A 16,772-nucleotide genomic window follows, 5' to 3' on the forward strand; every position below is an offset into this window, starting at 1 on the left:
CTGTGAGCGCGAGGAGTGAGGCGGGGTTGCGAGCCCCGCAGTCGCGAACGGAGGTGGCGCTGTGAGCGCGAGGAGTGAGGCGGGGTTGCGAGCCCCGCAGTCGCGAACGGAGGTGGCGCTGTGAGCGGGGCCGAGGTGCTGCTGCCGGGTGGGCGGCGGTACCGGCTGACCGGGGGCGCCGGCTTCCCGCGCCCCGCCGGGCCGCCGAGCAGCCGGATCGCGTACGCCGCCGCGCACGTGGTGGCCGATCCGACGGCCGAGAACACCCCGGGCGCCCCGGCCGTGCTGGACTGGGACCGCACCCTGGCCTTCCGGCACCACCTGTGGTCGTACGGCTTCGGGGTGGCCGAGGCGATGGACACCGCGCAGCGCGGCATGGGCCTGGACTACCCGGCCACCCGCGAGCTGATCCGGCGTAGCGCCGCCGAGGCCCGCGCGGTCGGCGGGCGGATCGTTGCCGGGGTCGGCACGGACCAGCTGTCGCCCGGCCCGGCCACCCTGGCCGAGGTCACCGGCGCCTACCGCCAGCAGCTCGACGACGTGCGGGCCGCCGGGGCCCGTCCGGTGCTGATGTGCAGCCGCCACCTGGCCGCCGCCGCCCGCGATCCGGAGGACTACCTGCGGGTGTACGACGAACTGCTGAGCGCCGCCGACGAGCCGGTGGTGCTGCACTGGCTCGGCCCGATGTTCGACCCGGCGCTCGCGGGCTACTGGGGGTCGACCGATCTCGACGAGGCCGCCGACGCCGTGGTCGGGCTGATCAAGGCCCACGACAGCCGGGTGGACGGCATCAAGGTCTCCCTGCTGGACGCCGACCGCGAGGTGGCGCTGCGCCGTCGGCTGCCCGCCGGGGTACGCCTCTACACGGGCGACGACTTCCACTACCCGGAGCTGATCCGGGGCGACGCGAGCGGCCACTCCGACGCGCTGCTCGGGGTGTTCGCCGCGATCGCGCCGGCCGCCGCCGCCGCACTGGCCGCGCTGGACTCGGGGGACCTGGAGACGTACGACCGGATCTTCGCCCCGACCGTGCCCCTGGCCCGGCACATCTTCGCGGCGCCCACCTGGCACTACAAGACGGGCATCGTCTTCCTGGCCTGGCTGACCGGACACCAGGACCACTTCACGATGGTCGGCGGCGCGCAGTCCGGCCGCTCGCCGGCGCACCTGGCCACCCTGCTCACCCTCGCCGACGCCGCCGGGCTGCTGCCCGACGCGGACCTGGCTGCCGCCCGCGCGCGGGCGCTGTTCACGGTGGCGGGGGTTGACCAGTGAGCGCGAGGAGTGAGCCGGGTTTGCGAGCCCCGCAGTCGCGAACGGAGGGCGGACCAGTGAGTGGGCTGGAACGGTTCTCGTTCAACCAGGCCACGTCGCAGCACTGGCCGCTGCCCGAGGTGGTCGACGGCTGCGTCGCCGCCGGGGTGCCGGGGATCGGGTTGTGGCGGGAGCCGGTGGCCGACTACGGGCTGGCCCGCGCCGCGAAGCTGGTCCGCGACGCCGGCCTCGAGGTCACGTCCCTGTGCCGAGGCGGCTTCTTCACCGCCGACGGCTGGCGGGAGGAGAACCTGCGCGCCATCGAGGAGGCCGCCACCCTCGGCACCGCGGTCCTGGTGCTGGTCTCCGGCGGGCTGCCGGCGGGCAGCCGGGACATCGACGGCGCCCGCCGGCAGGTCGCCGACGCCATCGCCGAGCTGGCCCCGCACGCCGCCGCGGCGGGGGTGACGCTGGCGATCGAGCCGCTGCACCCGATGTTCAGCGCCGACCGCTGCGTGGTGTCGACCCTCGGCCAGGCGCTCGACATCGCCGAACGGTTCGACCCGGAGGTGGTCGGGGTCGTCGTCGACGCGTACCACGTGTGGTGGGACGACACGGTGTACGCGCAGATCGCCCGGGCGGGGGCGCGGATCGCCGCGTTCCAGGTGTGCGACTGGGTCACCCCGCTGCCCGAGGGGGTGCTGCTCGGCCGGGCCCTGCCCGGCGACGGCTGCATCGAGCTGCGCCGGCTGCGGGAGGCCGTGGACGGGACCGGCTACACCGGGCCGGTCGAGGTGGAGGTCTTCTCGGCCGAGGTGTGGGCCCGGCCCGGCCGGGAGGTCCTCGACGCGTCGGTCGCGGGCTACCTGCGCCACGTCGCCTGACGACGGGTCCCGGCCGGTCGGGCGGCCGGCCGGGACCCGGGCGAGGATGAGGGGGTGACCGACCGACGGGTGCACCTCGACGATCTCGGCGCGTGGCTGATCAAGGGCAACGCGGACCGGGCCGACCTGGCCGGCCGCCTCGCCCGTGATCCGCGGGTGACGGGCTGGTGCGTGCGTCCCGGCTACCGGGCCCGGCTGATGCGCGCCGGTCAGCCGGTGGTCCTCTGGGCCAGTGGCAGCCGCGGCCGGATCGCGTACGGCGTCTGGGGCGTGGGGCTGGTGGCCGCCGCCGCGGTGCCGGGGGAGCCGGGCGCGGCCTGGACGGTGCCGTTGGACCTGACGGTCCTCGACGAGGCGCACCGGGTGCCCCGGGAGTCCTTCCGGGGCGACACGCGGCTGGCCGGCGCGGAGGTGCTCCGGCAGCCGCAGGGGGCCAATCCGTCCTTCCTCACGGTGGCCGAGTTCGCCGCGCTGCGCGAGCACCTGCCGCCGCGCTGACGGCCGGCCCGCCGTCTTCACCCCGCCCCTCCGGCTCTCTATGATCGGTGAAAACTGTCGCCAGGCAACCGGTGACGAACCGGCAAAAAGCTACAGGGAAGGGTGGGCATGGCGCTGTCCGCGACCGTCCTCGCCGAGCTGCGCGGGATCGTCGGCCCGTCGCACGTGCACGACGCGGCCGGCGACCTCGTGGCGTACGCGCGGGACGCGACGCCGCTGTTCTCGCACCGCCCGGACGCGGTGGTCTTCCCGGCCGACACCGCCGAGGTCGCCGCGGTGCTGGCACTCGCCACCCGGCACCGGGTGCCCGTGGTGCCCCGCGGCGCGGGCTCCAACCTGTGCGCCGCCACCGTGCCGCTGCGCGGCGGGATCGTGCTGGTGCTGACCCGGCTCAACGCCATCCTGGAGGTCAGCGGGGACGAGCTGCTCGCCCGGACGCAACCGGGCGTGACCAGCGCCGCCCTCGCCGACGCCGCCGCCGCACAGGGCCTGCTCTGGGCGCCCGACCCCGGCAGCCGGACCGTCGCCACGGTCGGCGGCACCATCGCCACCTGCGCGGGCGGGCTGCGCGGCCTGAAGTACGGCGTGACCCGCAACTACGTGCTGGGCCTGGAGGCGGTGCTGCCCACCGGCGAGGTGATCCGCACCGGCGGCCGGCTGTGGAAGGACGTCGCCGGCTACGACCTGACCCGGCTGCTCACCGGCTCCGAGGGCACCCTCGCCGTGATCACCGAGGCGACCGTGGCGCTGCTGCCCGCACCGGCGTCGGCGAACACCGGGGTCGCGTACTTCCCGACGCTTGCCGACGCGGGGGAGGCGGTGGCCCGGGTGATCCGGGCGGGGGTGGTGCCGGCGACGCTGGAGTTCCTCGACCGGGCCTGCATCGACGCCGTGGAGGACTTCGCCCACCTGGGGCTGCGTACCGACGCCGGCGCCCTGCTGCTCTTCGGCGACGACGGCCCGCCCGACCTCGTCGCCGCCAACCTGGACCGGATCGGCGCGGCCTGCGTCGAGGCCGGCGCGGTGGAGGTCACCACGGCCCGCGAGGTCGCCCAGGCCGAGGCGCTGTTGGCCGCCCGGCGCTGCGCGCTGCCGGCGCTGTCCCGCCGGGGCGGGGTGACCATCCTGGAGGACGCGACCGTGCCCCGGCCGCGCATCGCCGAGATGGTCGACCGGATCGACGCCATCGCCGGCCGGCACGGCGTCGCCATCGCCACCTTCGGCCACGCCGGGGACGGCAACCTGCACCCCACCTGCGTGCTCGACTCGGCCGAGGACCACGACGCGGTACGCCGGGCCGAGGCGGCCTTCGCCGACATCTTCGCCGCCGCCATCGACCTCGGCGGCACGATCACCGGCGAGCACGGGGTGGGGGCGGCGAAACTGCCGTTCCTCGCCGCCCGCCTCGGCGAGGACCAGCTCGCCCTGCTGCGCCGGATCAAGAGCGCCTTCGACCCGGCGGGCATCCTCAACCCCGGAAAGCTGGGATCATGACCGGCGACGTGTTCGACCCGGAGCAGTTGTCGCGCTGCATCTCCTGCGGGTTCTGTCTGCCGGCCTGCCCCACGTACGCGATGACCGGCGACGAGGCGTCCTCGCCGCGCGGCCGGATCACGCTGATGCGGGCGTTGCAGGACGGCACCCTGCCCCCGGACGACGACACCCTCGCCGAGCAGGCCTCGTTCTGCCTGGGCTGCCGGGCCTGCGAGCCGGTCTGCCCCGCCGGGGTGGAGTACGGCAGCCTGCTGGAGCAGTGGCGGGTCCACCAGTGGCGGGGCTGGCGGAGACCGCTGGCGGCCCGGGCGCTGATGCTCTTCGTCGAGCAACGCTGGCTGCTGCGGCTGTCCGGCCTCGTCCGCCGCGCCGCCCGCGGCCGGGCCGCCATCGCGCCGGAGCCGGGCGCGCAGCTCATGCTGGGCTGCGTCGAGCGGGGCCTCTACCCGGCGGTCAGTCGGGCGGCGCACGCGCTCGCCCCCGAGCTGGCCGTCCCCACCGCCCAGGGCTGTTGCGGCGCGCTGCACGCGCACAACGGCGACCTGGCCGGCGGCGAGCGGCTGGCCGAGCGCCTCGGCGCGGATCTGCCCGGCACGATCGTCACCACCTCCGGCGGCTGCGCCGCGCACCTGGCCTCCGTGCTCGGCCGGGACCGGGTACGCGAGCTGTCCACCTGGCTCGCCGACCGGCCCGCCGGAGCCGAGCTGCGGGTGGCCGGGCGGCGGGCCAGGGTCACCCTCCAGGACTCCTGCCACCTGCGCAACGGCCTCGGCGTCTTCGCCGAGCCCCGGACGCTGCTGCGCCAGGTCGCCGACTACGTCGAGCTGCCCTCGGCGGCCGCCTGCTGCGGGGCGGCCGGCACGTACTCGCTGCTGCGGCCGAAGGAGTCGCGGCGGATCCTGGACGCGAAGCTCGACGAGATCGAGGCCGCCGGGGTGGACCTGGTGGTGGCGGTCAACCCGGGCTGCCTGCGGCAACTGCGTACCGGCCTGCGCCGGCGCCGGTCCACTGTGCGGGCCGTGCACCTGGCCGAGGTGCTCACCCGCGTCCAGTCGCCGTAGGGACACTCCGACAGCGACGTGGGAACTCCTCACCGAAGGGGCCGGTGTGGGCTCCGTCGCGCTTCGTATCAGTCCTGGTCAGCATAGCGTCCGGGCATGGTCCGCAGGCTGTACGGCAGCGCCGAGCTACAGGAACGCCTCAGGGTGTCCCGCGCCCGGATCGTGCAGATCACCAGCCGGCCAGACTTCCCGGAGCCGTTCGATCGGCAGGCCGGGGGAGCGGTGTGGTTGGTGGAAGACGTGGAGGCGTGGATCGACGTCCACCGGCCGCACCAGGCGCGCGACGCCGACCCGGACGAGCGCTGGAACGGCCCGGGCACCTGTGAGGGCCCGGGCCGTTCGCTGCGTGAGGGCTGTATCTCCGCGATCCGCGCCCGCCAGCCGTCGAACCACCGTACGTGGAGACCGCGCTACTCCGTGCGGATGCCGTCGGGTCGGGTGAGCCGCCACAGCACCGGCAGGCTGAGCCCGGTGACCAGCAGCACGACCGCCGCCCCGAGGCCGGTGGAGATGCCCAGCGCCGGCCAGGCGACCGTTACGGGCGTCTGCACCATGCGCAGCAGCACCGCGCCGAGGCCGAGGCCGAACACCACCGCCAGGGCGAGCCCGATCACCACCGGCACGGCGCTCTGCCACAGCACCGACCAGCTCAGCGTGGAGCGCCGGGTGCCCACCGCGACCAGCATCGCCAGCAGCCGGCGGCGCTCCCGCAGCTGCTCCAGCACGCCGACCAGCATGCTGGCCCCGATCAGCAGCAGGGTGACCACCGCGCCGACGTAGAGGCCGCGCTGGACGTTGACGAACTGGCTGGCCTGGCGGTTCTCGGTCAGCGTGAGCACCGAGGCGTACGGGTCGACGCCGGCGGCGGCGTTGCGGACGTGCTCCACCGCGTCCGGCCGGTCGGGCGCGAGCCGCAGGTACGCGTCGGCGCGCAGCGGCCCCAGCCGGGCGGTGTCGACCGCGCCGGGGGTGGCCAGCACCCCGCCCTGCCGGTAGCCGGACGGGTCGCTGCGCACCGGCGCCTCCCGCGCGGTGGACGGCACCCGCCAGGGCATCCCGTCGGCGACCGTGACCGCGCTGCCCGCACCGATACCGGCCGGCTCGCCCTCCGCGTCCGGGACCAGGAACACGTCGCCGTCGGCGCACCGGTCCAGCCGGGCGAACTCGGCCAGCGCCGCGCAGTCGCCGATCCGCAGCGTGCCGTACGCCTCGCCGGCCGCGACCGAGGTGGCCAGGGTGGCGTTGCTCGCGGTCACCCCCGGCGCGCCGGCCAGCCGGTCCAGCCCCGCCGCCGCGTCCGACCGCGCGGAGAACTGCACCTGCACCTGGGCCCGGGAGGTGTCCTGTCCGGTGTCGAAGGTGAACCGGTCGGCGACGCCGGCGAAGAGCATCTGCAACCCGATGGTGCCCGCCACGGCGACCGCGATGCCGTTGACCAGCCGCGCGGAGGCGGCGCTGTCGAGCTGGAGGCGACGCACCGCGAGCTGCCACGCGACCGGGCCGCCGCGCAGCCGGCGTACGAGCAGGTCGGTGAGCCAGGGCAGCAGGGTGACCACGCCGGCCAGCAGGAGCACGGCGCCGGCGGCGGTCTGCCGCTCGCCGCCGAGCGGCGCGACCCCGGCGGCGCCGGCGAGCAGCAGCCCGAGCCCGGCGGCCGGCAGCAGCAGCCGCCACACCAGCCGCCGGCGCACCGGCGTCGCCCGCCGGGTCACCCCGAGCGGCTCGACCAGCACGGCGCGCATCGACACCAGCGTCACCACGACGGCGAGCGCCGGCACGGCCAGCACGACGGCGGCCACCAGCGCCAGCGGCGGGCGCACGTCGGCGGCGTACACGCTGAGGTCCATGAGGGTGACCAGCGGCACCACCTGCCGGCCGAGCGCGAAGAGCACGCCGCCGGCCGCGACGCCGAGCAGCGCGCCGGCGGCGGCCTCCCCGGCGGCGATCCGGCGGACCATCGCGGCGTCGGCGCCGACCAGGCGCAGCGCGGCCAGCCGCCGGTCGCGCCGCTCGCCGCCGAACCGCACGGCCGCGCCGAGGAACACGGCGATGGGCAGCAGCAGGACCACGAAGATGACGACCACCAGCACCACCAGCACCGGGTCGAAGGCCTCGCCGGGCAGCCCGCCGCCGAACGCGTCCAGCCGGGTGGCGTCGTCGGCGGCGAGGGTGTCGCTGCCCAGGTAGTAGGCCAGCTCGCGAGGGCCGGCCAGGCCCTCGTCGGCGATGACGCCGGTGACCGTGGCCCCGCCGAGGCGGGGGGCGAACAGCGCGCCGTCGGCGGAGCCGAGCAGGTCGCGCAGGGCGGGGGAGACCAGCACCTCGCCGGCGCGGGGCAGCGCGGCCACCCCGGGCGGCACCGGCGCGGCCGGACCCTCGGGCCGCAGCACCCGGCCGCGCACCGGCTGCCCCCGGAACTCGGTGTCGGTCTGACGGATCAGCAGGGTGTTCGCGGCGGCCGGGATCTTCTCGCCCATCCGCAGGTCGTCGCGGGCGTCGCCGCGCGCCTGCCGGGCGTCCAGCGCGCCGGGCACCGCGGCGGCGAGCAGCAGCATCGCCACCCCCACCCCGACGCCCACCGCCGTGAGCACCGCCCGCAGCCAGCCGTCCCGGCCGCCCGTGAACGCCATCCGCGCGCCCATGCCCAGGTCGGCCGCGCGGTCGCGCAGCCGCGTCACGCCGCGACCTCCAGGTCCCGGGTGCGGCCGTCGCGGACCACGACCTCCCGATCGGAGTACGCGGCGACCCGCGCCTCGTGCGTCACCAGCACCACGGCCGCCCCGGTGTCCCGGGCGGCGGCGGTGAGCAGCCGCATGACCCGCTCGCCGTTGAGCGAGTCGAGGGCGCCGGTCGGCTCGTCGGCGAAGACCACCCGGGGCCGGGTGACCAGTGCCCGGGCGACCGCCACCCGCTGCCCCTGCCCGCCGGAGACCTCGCCGGGCCGCTTGCCGGCCACCTCGGCGACCTCCAGGCGGTCCAGCCACTCGGCGGCCCGCCGCTCCGCCTCGCGCCGACCGACCCGGCCCAGCCGCAGCGGCAGCGCGACGTTCTCCAGGCAGGTCAGCTCCGGTACGAGCTGGCCGAACTGGAAGACGAAGCCGAACTCCTCGCGGCGCAGCGCGCTGCGCTCGGCGTCGCTCAGGGTGGCGAGGTCACGGCCGGCGTAGCGGACCCGGCCGGAGTCGGGCCGGGTGATGCCGGCGAGGCAGTGCAGCAGCGTGGACTTGCCGGAGCCCGACGAGCCCATCACGGCCAGCACCTCGCCCGGGTGGACGCGCATGCTCGCCCCGGCGAGCGCCCGGGTCGGGCCGAACGAGCGGTGCAGGTCCTCGGCGAGCAGCAGCGGGGCGCTCACGACCGCACCGTCGCGGCCAGCTCGTCGAGGCGGGCGGCGGTCAGCTCCAGCCAGCGCAGGTCGGCCTCCAGGTGGAACAGCGCGTGGTCGCAGACCAGCTGCTCGGCGAGGTCGCCGTCGCGCTTGCGGCGGGTCAGCTCGCGCATCATCCGCAGGTGCTCGGCGCGCTGCACGTCGAGCACGTCGGCGGCGGGGCGGCCGGTCAGCAGGGCCAGCACCACCTTGGTGTAGAGGGTGCTCTGCAGGTACGGCTCGGGTTTCTCGGCCCGGGCCAGCCACTGCGCCACGTCGGTGACGCCCGCCTCGGTGATCGCGTACCGCTTGCGTTCCGGGCCCTCGCCGGGCTCCACCGCCTCCACCTCGACGAGGCCGCCACGCAGCAGCCGGGACAGGGTGGCGTACACCTGCCCATACGCGAGCGGGCGGGCGTGACCGAAGCGCTCGTCGTAGAGGCGTTTGATGTCGTAGCCGTGGCGGGGGGTGGCCTCGAGGAGGCCCAGGAAGGTCTGTCCGATCGACATGCCGGCGACTATACACACCGCGTATACCCGGAGCGTATAGCGGTACATTGCCCGCTCAACCGTCTGCATCGGAGGTCACCGTGTTCGCCCTGTCCCTGACCGAGGACGCGGAACTGCGTCCCCTGGAGCCCTGGCGGGCCGAGGAGTTCCTCGCCCACCTCGAGCGGGCCCGTACGCACATCGCGCCCTGGGTGTCGCCCTCGTTCCTGGTCGACGACCTGGCCGGTGCCCGGGCCGTGCTCCAGCGCTACGCGGACCTGTGGGCGCGCGACGCCGGCGGCATCTGGGGCATCTGGCGGCGGGACGAGCTGGTCGGCGGGGTCATGCTGGTCTCGTTCGACGCCGCCAGGGGCGTCTGCGAGGCGGGCTGCTGGCTGGAGCCGGCCGGGGAGGGGCACGGGCTGGTCAGCCGGGCGGTCGGCCGGCTGGTCGACTGGGCGGTACGGGAACGCGGCATCCACCGCGTCGAGTGGCGCACCAAGCCGGACAACACCCGCAGCATCGCCACCGCCCGGCGGCTGGGCATGCGCCTCGACGGGACGCTGCGCCAGGTCTATCCCGGCCCGGCCGGGCGGGTCGACATCGAGGTGTGGTCGGTGCTGGCGCCCGAGTGGCGCGGCGTGCGCTCAGACGCCGGCGAGCACCGCGTCGAGTGAGCGGGGCACCCGGTCCGGCTCCAGGGCCGCCACGAGCAGCCGCGCGTACGCGCTCTTGCGGCCGGACCGGGTGCCGAGGAACCGGCGCAGCTGCGCCTCGACGGCGCGCCCCCGCTGGGCCGGCTGCCGCTGGAACAGGTCGAACGAGCGCAGCTCGCCCTCGGCGGCGAGCACCGCCCGCACCCCGGCGACGCCGACCGCCCGGATCAGCTCGTCCTCCAGGTCGGCCACGCAGACGTAGAACCCGAGGGCCGTCAGGTCGGCCCGGGACAGGTCGACGCCGAAGCCGCAGCGTTCCAGCCCGCGCCGGAAGTAGCCCTCCTCGGCCTCGTCGTAGAGGCCCGCCAGCCGCAGGCCGCGTCCCGCCGGGCCGAGCTGGTCGAGGAAGTGGCCGACGTTCGTCGCGCCGCCCATGGCCACCACCCGTACGCCCTCGGCGTCGAGGTCCCGGCCGCGGCGCGCGGCGAGGGTTTCCAGGGCGACCCGGTCGCTCGGCCCCTCGACGAGCACCACCGTCCGCGCGTCGGTCCCGGGCACCAGGCCACCGATGCTCCGCACTCCGCCTCCCCGTCCCCGATGCCGCAGCGCCCGCCCGGGGTCGGCCCGGCGGTCCGGCCCCGACGTGCGGGACGTACCACCGGGGACGACCTGTGTCGGGCGGGCAGCGCGGCCCGTCGCCCGCCAGGGCAGCGTGGACCGGGCCGGCCCACGGCGCAACCGGATTGCGGGCGGCAGGGAACCGCCGGGGGCCGGCGGTCGTGCCGCCGCCCGGGCCGGGTGACCCGGGCGGCGGCATCGGCGTCAGGGCAGCGACTTCAGGAACGGGCCGTGGCTCAGGCGGAACTCCCAGGCGTAGAACCGGTCCCAGTTGATCGACCAGGTCATCAGGCCCCGGAGGGCGGGGTTGGTGCCGCTGCGCGGGGTGTACGGGCCGCAGCCCTGCCCCTTCACCAGGCAGGTCACCGCGGCCTGCACCCCGGCCGGGGCGAGGTAGCCGTTGCCGGCGCTGGGGGAGGAGGGGGCGCCGAAGGCCACCTGGTCCTCACGCAGCGGCGGGAAGACGCGGTCGGCGTTGCCGGCGACGGGGAAGCCGGCGAGCAGCATGTCGGTCATCGCGATGTGGAAGTCCGCGCTGCCCATGGTGTGGTACTGGTTGTCGAGCCCCATGATCGGCCCCGAGTTGTAGTCCTGCACGTGCAGCACGGTGATGTCGTTGCGCAGCGCGTGGATCACCGGCAGGTACGACCCGGCGCGTGGATCCTGCCCGCCCCACGGGCCCGAACCGTAGTACTGGTAGCCGAGCTGGACGAAGAACGTCTCCGGCGCCATGGTGAGGACGAAGCCCGTCCCGTACCGCTGCTTGAGGGTGCGGATCGCGGAGATCAGGTTGACGATCACCGGCGTGGTCGGGTTGCGGAAGTCGGTGTCCCCGGTGTCCAGGTAGAGCGAGTGGCCCTCGAAGTCGATGTCGAGCCCGTTCAGGCCGTACCTGTCGATGATGGCCGCCACCGACCGGACGAAGGTGTCCCGGGCGGCGGTCGTGGTGAGCTGGACCTGGCCGTTCTGCCCGCCGATGGAGAGCAGCACCTTCTTGCCCTGCGCCTGCTTGGCGCGGATCGCGGCGATGAACTCGGCCTCGGTCTCGACGCCCGGGCACTCGGTCGCCGGGCAGAGCTGGAACCGGATGTCGCCCGAGGTGACCGTGGTGGGTTCGCCGAAGGCGAGGTTGATGATGTCCCAGTCGGCGGGCACGTCGGCCATCCGCAGGTAGCCCGAGCCGTTGGCGAAGCTGGCGTGCAGGTAGCCGATCAGCGCGTGCCGGGGCAGCCCACCCGTCGGTGGCGGCGTGGTCGGTGGCGGCGTGGTCGGCGGTGGCGTGCTGGGCGGCGGGGTGGTCGGCGGCGCCGTGGTCGGCGGGGCGGTCGTCGGCGGTGCCGTGGTCGGCGGGGTGGTGGGCGGGGTGGTGGGCGGGGTGGTGGGCGTGCCGCCCGAGCAGGGCGCGCCGTTGAGCGTGCAGTTGGTGGGGGAACCGGAGCCGGTGGCCAGGAAGCCGAACGACACCGAGGCGCCGGGGGCCACGGTGCCGTTCCAGGAGCGGTTGGTGAAGGTGTGCCGCTGGCCGACGCTGCTGACCGTGGCGTCCCAGTAGGAGCCGAGCGTGGTGCCCGCGGGCAGGGTGAAGGCCACCTGCCAGCCGGTGATGGTGGCCGGGCCGCCGTTGGTGACGGTGTAGCGGCCCTCCCATCCGGTGCCCCAGTCGGCGGTCTTGACGAAGGTGGCGGTCGGGCCGGCGGCCTGGGCCGGCGCGGCGAGGGTCAGCGTGGTGGCGGTGACGGTGGCGAGGGCCGCGACGGCGGCCAGCAGCAGGTTTCGGGCAGGGCGACGCATCCGGACCTCCCGGGTACGAGGGCCGTCGGATCGACGGATGCACAATTATTAGGATTGTTAACTGTAGTTGTCCAGGCGTACGTGTAAGGAAGGGCCCCTTCCTATCGCCCAGGCGATAGGAAGGGGCCCTTCCTTACACTTCGGGTCAGCGCCGGGTCACGCGGCGCTTCAGGGTGCGCTCGTAGTCCTGGAACCGCGCCTTGGCGATGGCCGAGCGGTCCGCCGCGCGGAGCACCAGCCCCTCGGACCGGCCGGCCGGTCCGTCCAGGGCCACCAGGGTCCGGGGCAGGTAACCGGTCAGGAACGTGTGCATGCCCTCGATGTCGCGGGGCAGCTCCTCGGCGGGGACGGTGGCCAGCCGGGGCACGGTCGCCAGGCCCGACGCGTCGGCCCGCCCGACGAGGTCCGCCTCGCCGAGGAAGCGCTGGCCGCCGCCGTCGCGCCAGGCCGAGATCCGCTGCGCCGGCCAGTCGAGCATCGGCGCGGGGTCGTCCAGCACGGCCACGTCGAAGAGCCGGTGCCCGACCCGGCGTTCGGCCGTGTACTGCCGGGAGGCGGCGGTGACCTTGCCGCCGTACACCTCCAGGTAGAAGACCGTGATCCGGTCGGCCGCCGCGGCGACCGTCAGCCGCTCGGCCACGTCGCGCAGGGCGTCGACGATGCCGAGCGCCGGGTTGCCGATCAGGTCGCCGCGCGCGTACAGCAGCTCCTCGCGGCTGCCGATCAGGTACGCGCCGTCGGGCAGCACGACGATCCGGGCGTTCGTCCCGTCGACCTTCTCGGTGAGGGTGACCGGCCCGGTGAACGCCACGCACTCCGCCAGCAGCCCGCCGTTGTCGGGGTCCAGGGCGTGGTAGGTGGGGATCGACGGGTACTTGGTCAGCGAGTTGATCTTCCGCAGGTCGACCGTCCGGACGTCGAGGCGGGACACGGCAGCTCCTTCACGTGGCGGGTTACGCCGCGCCGGTTGGCGGTGCGGCGCCGGGCCGGCAGCGTATCCGCCGCGAGGGCCCCGGCTCGCGCCAGTTTCCGGTCCGCGCGTCCATCCTGGACCGTCGGCGTGCGGAAATGTCGTACCCGGGGGCGACCATCCATCCATGGCTGTCCCCGCTCTCACCCCGCACACCGACCAGCCGCGCTCGGTGCCGCTTCGCGAGGCGCGCACCCGGCTCACCCAGCTCGTCGCGCTGGCCGAGTTGACCGACACCGTCACCGTCGTCACCCGCGACGGCGATCCCCGCCCGGTGGCCGCGATCGTCCCGGCGGCCGCCGCCCGCAGCGCCGCCCAGGCGCGTGCCGACGGGGACCGCCTCGCCGCCGTCACCGCCGGCTGGGCCCGGCGCCTCGACGAGGCGCACCGGCGCAGCGCACACCGGCACGCCGCCGAGCTGCGCGCGGTCACCGCCGCCCTCGCCGAGGTCTGGGCCGAGCTCGACCGCCGGGTCACCCCGGGCAGCGACCCCGGTCTCGCCCGCCTCCGGGCCGCCCACGCCGACCTGCTGGCCGCCGACCCCGCCGCCTGACCCGGCTCCGGGCCGGGGGCGTCAGCCGGCGGGGTACGCGTGGGTCTGCGCCGCCTTCACCGCCGCCCAGACCGGCTGGCCGGGGGCCAGTCGCAGCTGCGCGGCGGCGGCCGGCGTGACGTCCGCCGACACCCCGATCGGCCCGTCGAGCTGCACCCGCAGGTCGTCGCCGTGCCGCTGCACGCCGGCCACCGTCGCCGCCCAGGTGTTGCGCGGGCTGCCCTCGGGGCGCGACGGGTGCAGGGCCACGGCCGAGGGTCGGAAGGCGACGAAGACCTCCCCGTCGAGCCGGTCGGCGACGGTGAGGGTCAGCCCGTCGGCGACCCGGACCCGGTGCCCGTCGGCGTGGCCCCGGTGCAGGTTCAGCCCGACGAGCCGGGCCACGTAGTCGGTGCGCGGCCGCGCCGTGACGGTCGCGGCGTCCCCCTCCTGCACCACCCGGCCCTCCTCGACGACCACGAGCCGGTCGGCCAGCACCAGCGCGTCCAGCGGATCGTGGGTGACCAGCAGGGTGGCCCCCGGGTGCGCGGCGAGGTGCCGGTGCAGCTCGGCCCGGGTGTCGAGCCGGGTACGGGCGTCGAGCGCGGCGAGCGGCTCGTCCAGCAGCAGCAGCGCCGGCTCGACGGCGAGCGCGCGGGCCAGCGCGACCCGCTGCGCCTGCCCGCCGGAGAGCTGCCGGGGCCGGCGGCCGGCGTGCTCGGCCAGGCCGACCCGCGCGAGCCAGTCGTGGGCGGTCCGGCGGGCGGCGCGCCGGTCCGCGCCGTGGCGTCGGGGCCCGAAGGCCACGTTCTCCAGCGCGCTCAGGTGCGGGAAGAGCAGGTAGTCCTGGAAGACCACGCCGATCGGCCGGCGCTCGGTCGGCGTCCAGGCGCGGCGCTGCGGCCGGTCCAGGTCGACGCCGTCGAGGGTGAGGTGCCCGTCGGTCAGCGGGAGCAGGCCGGCGAGCGCGCGCAGTGCGGTGGTCTTGCCCGCCCCGTTGGGGCCGAGCAGCGCGACCACCTCGCCGGCGGCGACCCGCAGCGCGACGTCGAGGCGGAAGCCGTCCCGCTGCACCACGAGGTGCGCGTCGAGCAGGGGCGCGCTCACGGGCTGGTGATCCAGCGGTCGTGCAGCCCGGCGAGGATGGCCACCGAGACGGCGAGCAGCACGAGGCTGAGCACCACGGCGGCCTGCACGTCCGTCTCCAGCGCCAGGTAGACGGCCAGCGGCATGGTCTGCGTACGCCCCGGATAGTTGCCGGCGAAGGTGATGGTGGCGCCGAACTCGCCGAGCGCCCGGGCCCAGCACAGCACCGCCCCGGCCGCCAGGCCGGGCGCCACCAGGGGCAGGGTGACGTGCGTGAACGTCGTCCAGCGGCCGGCGCCGAGGGTCGCCGCCGCCTCCTCGTACCGGCCGTCGGTGCCGCGCAGCGCCCCCTCCACGGCGATCACCAGGAACGGCATCGCCACGAACGCCTCCGCCAGCACCACCCCGGCGGTGGTGAACGGCAGGCTGATCCCGAAGGTCGCGTCGAGCCAGCCGCCGAGCAGGCCGCGCCGGCCGAAGACCAGCAGCAGCGCCACCCCGCCGACGACGGGCGGCAGCACCAGCGGCACGGTGACGAGGGCGCGTACCAGGCGTCGGCCGGGAAACTCGACGCGGGCCAGCAGCCAGGCCAGCGGCACCCCGAGCAGCAGGCAGAGCAGCGTCGCCAGGGTGGCGGTCAGCAGGGACAGCCGCAGCGCGGTGAGCACGCCCGGCGCGGCGAGCCGCTGCGGCAGGTCGGCCCACGGCGTACGGGCCACCAGCCCGACCAGCGGCAGGACGAGGAACACCAGGCCCAGCACGGCCGGCAGCAGCAGCGCGAGGGGCACCCCGGGGCCCGGCCGGCGGACGCGCCCGCCGTGGGTACGCGTCACGGGGCCTGGAACCCGGCCCCGGTGAGCACCGCGCGCCCCCGCTCCGAGCGGACGTACGCGACGAAGGCCCGCGCGCCGTCGGGGTTGGGCGCGTCCCGCAGCGCGACGATCGGGTAGTCGTTGGCGGCGCGGGCGGACTCGCCGAACTCGACGGCCGTCACGTCGGCCGCGGCGGCCAGGGCGTCCGTGCGGTAGACGAGGGCCGCGTCGACCTCACCGAGCCGCACCTTGGACAGCGCGCCCCGCACGTCCTGCTCCAGGGTGACCGGGGTGAGCGCGACCGAGGCGGCGTCGAGCGCCGTCCGCGCCGCCGCCCCGCAGGGCACCTGCTCCGCGCAGAGCGCCACCTTCACGCCCGGCCGGGCCAGGTCGGCCAGCCCGGCGACGCCCCGCGGGTTGCCAATCGGTACGGCGACGACGAGCTGGTTGCGGACGAAGACCACCGGGTCGCCGTCGGCATTGCCTGCCTCGGCGACGGTGGTCATGTTGCGCGTCGCCGCCGAGGCGAACACGTCGGCCGGGGCGCCCTGGTTGATCTGGGCGGCCAGCGCGGCGCTGCCGGCGAAGTTGAGGACCACGGTCGTGCCCGCGTGGGTCGCCTCGAAGTCCCGGCCGATCCGGGTGAACGACTCGGTCAGCGAGGCCGCGGCGAACACGGTCACCGTGCCGTCCGTCGACGCGCCACCGGCGGTGGTGCCCGCGCCGCACCCGGCCAGGGCCACCAGGGCGGTGATCACCGCCGCCACCGCCGCGACCGTCCGCGAGCGCCCCGCCGCTCTCACGACCCCTGCCTCCCCCGGGAGGCCCCGGACGGGGAGGCGCGTTCCACCACCACCGTGGTCGACTTGATCACCGCGACGGCCAGCGAACCGACGCGCAGGTCCAGCTCGTCGACCGCCTCCCGGCTCATCAGCGAGACGATCCGGAACGGCCCGGCCTGGATGTCGACCTGCGCCATCACGGTGTCCTTGACGACGTTGACCACGATGCCGCGCAGCCGGTTGCGGGCCGAGGAGGCATCCGACCGGTCGTCGGGCTCGGCGGCCTGGGCCCGGGCGAACGCGGCCAGCTCGACCCCGTCGATGGCCCGGTGCCCGTGCTCGTCGCGGCCGGCGGCGAGCCGCCCGGCGTCGACCCACCGGCGCACGGTGTCGGCGCTGACCCCGAGCAGCTCGGCTGCCTCCCCGATCCGGAACGTCGTCACCGGCCCAGCCTAGCGTCCGGCAGATGCGAGGGCGAG

Annotated in this window: 17 protein-coding genes; 7 read left to right on the forward strand and 10 right to left on the reverse strand. The window is 75.9% G+C overall.

Annotation, left to right across the window (positions count from 1 at the left end; all coding sequences use genetic code 11):
* Positions 1-120: 120 nt before the first annotated feature.
* The 5 genes from RM555_RS16530 (at position 121) to RM555_RS16550 (ending at position 5,191) form a co-directional block, all read left to right on the forward strand.
* A complete protein-coding gene (locus tag RM555_RS16530) occupies positions 121-1,275 on the forward strand; it encodes a dihydrodipicolinate synthase family protein (protein WP_311412589.1) in 1,155 nt (384 codons plus the stop codon).
* A 65-nt stretch (positions 1,276-1,340) separates the two neighbouring features.
* Positions 1,341-2,138 carry a sugar phosphate isomerase/epimerase family protein gene (locus RM555_RS16535; RefSeq protein WP_311412695.1) on the forward strand — a complete coding sequence of 266 codons (798 nt, stop codon included), beginning with the start codon at positions 1,341-1,343 and terminating at the stop codon, positions 2,136-2,138.
* Between the two features lie 54 nt (positions 2,139-2,192).
* The gene (locus RM555_RS16540) at positions 2,193-2,636 is read left to right on the forward strand and encodes a hypothetical protein (RefSeq protein WP_311412590.1); all 444 of its coding nucleotides are present in this window, start codon (positions 2,193-2,195) and stop codon (positions 2,634-2,636) included.
* Between the two features lie 108 nt (positions 2,637-2,744).
* A complete protein-coding gene (locus RM555_RS16545; RefSeq protein WP_311412591.1) occupies positions 2,745-4,130 on the forward strand; it encodes an FAD-binding oxidoreductase in 1,386 nt (461 codons plus the stop codon).
* Positions 4,127-5,191 carry a (Fe-S)-binding protein gene (locus RM555_RS16550; RefSeq protein ID WP_311412592.1) on the forward strand — a complete coding sequence of 355 codons (1,065 nt, stop codon included), beginning with the start codon at positions 4,127-4,129 and terminating at the stop codon, positions 5,189-5,191. The genes RM555_RS16545 and RM555_RS16550 overlap by 4 nt, the downstream gene beginning before the upstream one ends.
* A gap of 410 nt (positions 5,192-5,601) precedes the next feature.
* Here RM555_RS16550 and RM555_RS16555 read toward each other — a convergent pair whose 3' ends face one another.
* Genes RM555_RS16555 through RM555_RS16565 form a run of 3 tightly spaced genes read right to left on the reverse strand, consistent with a single transcriptional unit; the run spans position 5,602 to position 9,067 of the window.
* Positions 5,602-7,869 carry an ABC transporter permease gene (locus RM555_RS16555; protein ID WP_311412593.1) on the reverse strand — a complete coding sequence of 756 codons (2,268 nt, stop codon included), beginning with the start codon at positions 7,867-7,869 and terminating at the stop codon, positions 5,602-5,604.
* Positions 7,866-8,546, reverse strand: coding sequence for an ABC transporter ATP-binding protein (locus tag RM555_RS16560; RefSeq protein ID WP_132234909.1), 681 nt, complete (start codon positions 8,544-8,546; stop codon positions 7,866-7,868). Before RM555_RS16560 ends, RM555_RS16555 begins: the two co-directional genes overlap by 4 nt.
* On the reverse strand, positions 8,543-9,067 hold the full coding sequence (locus RM555_RS16565) for a PadR family transcriptional regulator (protein ID WP_151453153.1): 525 nt from the start codon (positions 9,065-9,067) through the stop codon (positions 8,543-8,545). The genes RM555_RS16560 and RM555_RS16565 overlap by 4 nt, the downstream gene beginning before the upstream one ends.
* A gap of 80 nt (positions 9,068-9,147) precedes the next feature.
* On the opposite strand from RM555_RS16565, the gene RM555_RS16570 reads away from it, so the two are divergent.
* Positions 9,148-9,723: a GNAT family N-acetyltransferase gene (locus tag RM555_RS16570; protein ID WP_311412594.1), complete on the forward strand. Its 576-nt coding sequence runs from the start codon at positions 9,148-9,150 to the stop codon at positions 9,721-9,723.
* Here the strand turns inward: RM555_RS16570 and RM555_RS16575 are convergent.
* The 3 genes from RM555_RS16575 to RM555_RS16585 all read right to left on the reverse strand — a co-directional run bounded on the left by RM555_RS16575 (position 9,694) and on the right by RM555_RS16585 (position 13,042).
* On the reverse strand, positions 9,694-10,281 hold the full coding sequence (locus tag RM555_RS16575; RefSeq protein ID WP_311412595.1) for an ATP-dependent endonuclease: 588 nt from the start codon (positions 10,279-10,281) through the stop codon (positions 9,694-9,696). The two genes, RM555_RS16570 and RM555_RS16575, sit on opposite strands and share 30 nt — an antisense overlap.
* Positions 10,282-10,524: 243 nt before the next feature.
* Entirely contained in the window at positions 10,525-12,111 is a 1,587-nt protein-coding gene (locus tag RM555_RS16580) for a chitinase (RefSeq protein ID WP_311412596.1), read from the reverse strand.
* A gap of 145 nt (positions 12,112-12,256) precedes the next feature.
* Positions 12,257-13,042: an RNA ligase family protein gene (locus RM555_RS16585; RefSeq protein WP_311412597.1), complete on the reverse strand. Its 786-nt coding sequence runs from the start codon at positions 13,040-13,042 to the stop codon at positions 12,257-12,259.
* A 166-nt stretch (positions 13,043-13,208) separates the two neighbouring features.
* Between RM555_RS16585 and RM555_RS16590 the strand changes: the two genes are divergently transcribed.
* Positions 13,209-13,634: a type II toxin-antitoxin system Phd/YefM family antitoxin gene (locus RM555_RS16590; protein WP_151452949.1), complete on the forward strand. Its 426-nt coding sequence runs from the start codon at positions 13,209-13,211 to the stop codon at positions 13,632-13,634.
* A gap of 21 nt (positions 13,635-13,655) precedes the next feature.
* On the opposite strand, the gene RM555_RS16595 is transcribed toward RM555_RS16590, so the two are convergent.
* The 4 genes from RM555_RS16595 to RM555_RS16610 are packed head-to-tail and all read right to left on the reverse strand — an operon-like array spanning position 13,656 to position 16,736.
* On the reverse strand, positions 13,656-14,720 hold the full coding sequence (locus RM555_RS16595) for an ABC transporter ATP-binding protein (protein ID WP_311412598.1): 1,065 nt from the start codon (positions 14,718-14,720) through the stop codon (positions 13,656-13,658).
* Complete coding sequence (locus RM555_RS16600; RefSeq protein WP_311412599.1) at positions 14,717-15,532, reverse strand: ABC transporter permease; 816 nt, start codon at positions 15,530-15,532, stop codon at positions 14,717-14,719. The genes RM555_RS16595 and RM555_RS16600 overlap by 4 nt, the downstream gene beginning before the upstream one ends.
* Positions 15,529-16,314: a molybdate ABC transporter substrate-binding protein gene (gene modA, locus RM555_RS16605; RefSeq protein ID WP_396888787.1), complete on the reverse strand. Its 786-nt coding sequence runs from the start codon at positions 16,312-16,314 to the stop codon at positions 15,529-15,531. The genes RM555_RS16600 and modA overlap by 4 nt, the downstream gene beginning before the upstream one ends.
* Positions 16,311-16,736, reverse strand: a complete 426-nt coding sequence (locus RM555_RS16610) for a TOBE domain-containing protein (protein WP_311412600.1) — start codon at positions 16,734-16,736, stop codon at positions 16,311-16,313. The genes modA and RM555_RS16610 overlap by 4 nt, the downstream gene beginning before the upstream one ends.
* Positions 16,737-16,772: the final 36 nt, after the last annotated feature.

It is taken from the genome of Micromonospora reichwaldensis, from assembly GCF_031845925.1.
Lineage (GTDB): Bacteria > Actinomycetota > Actinomycetes > Mycobacteriales > Micromonosporaceae > Micromonospora > Micromonospora reichwaldensis.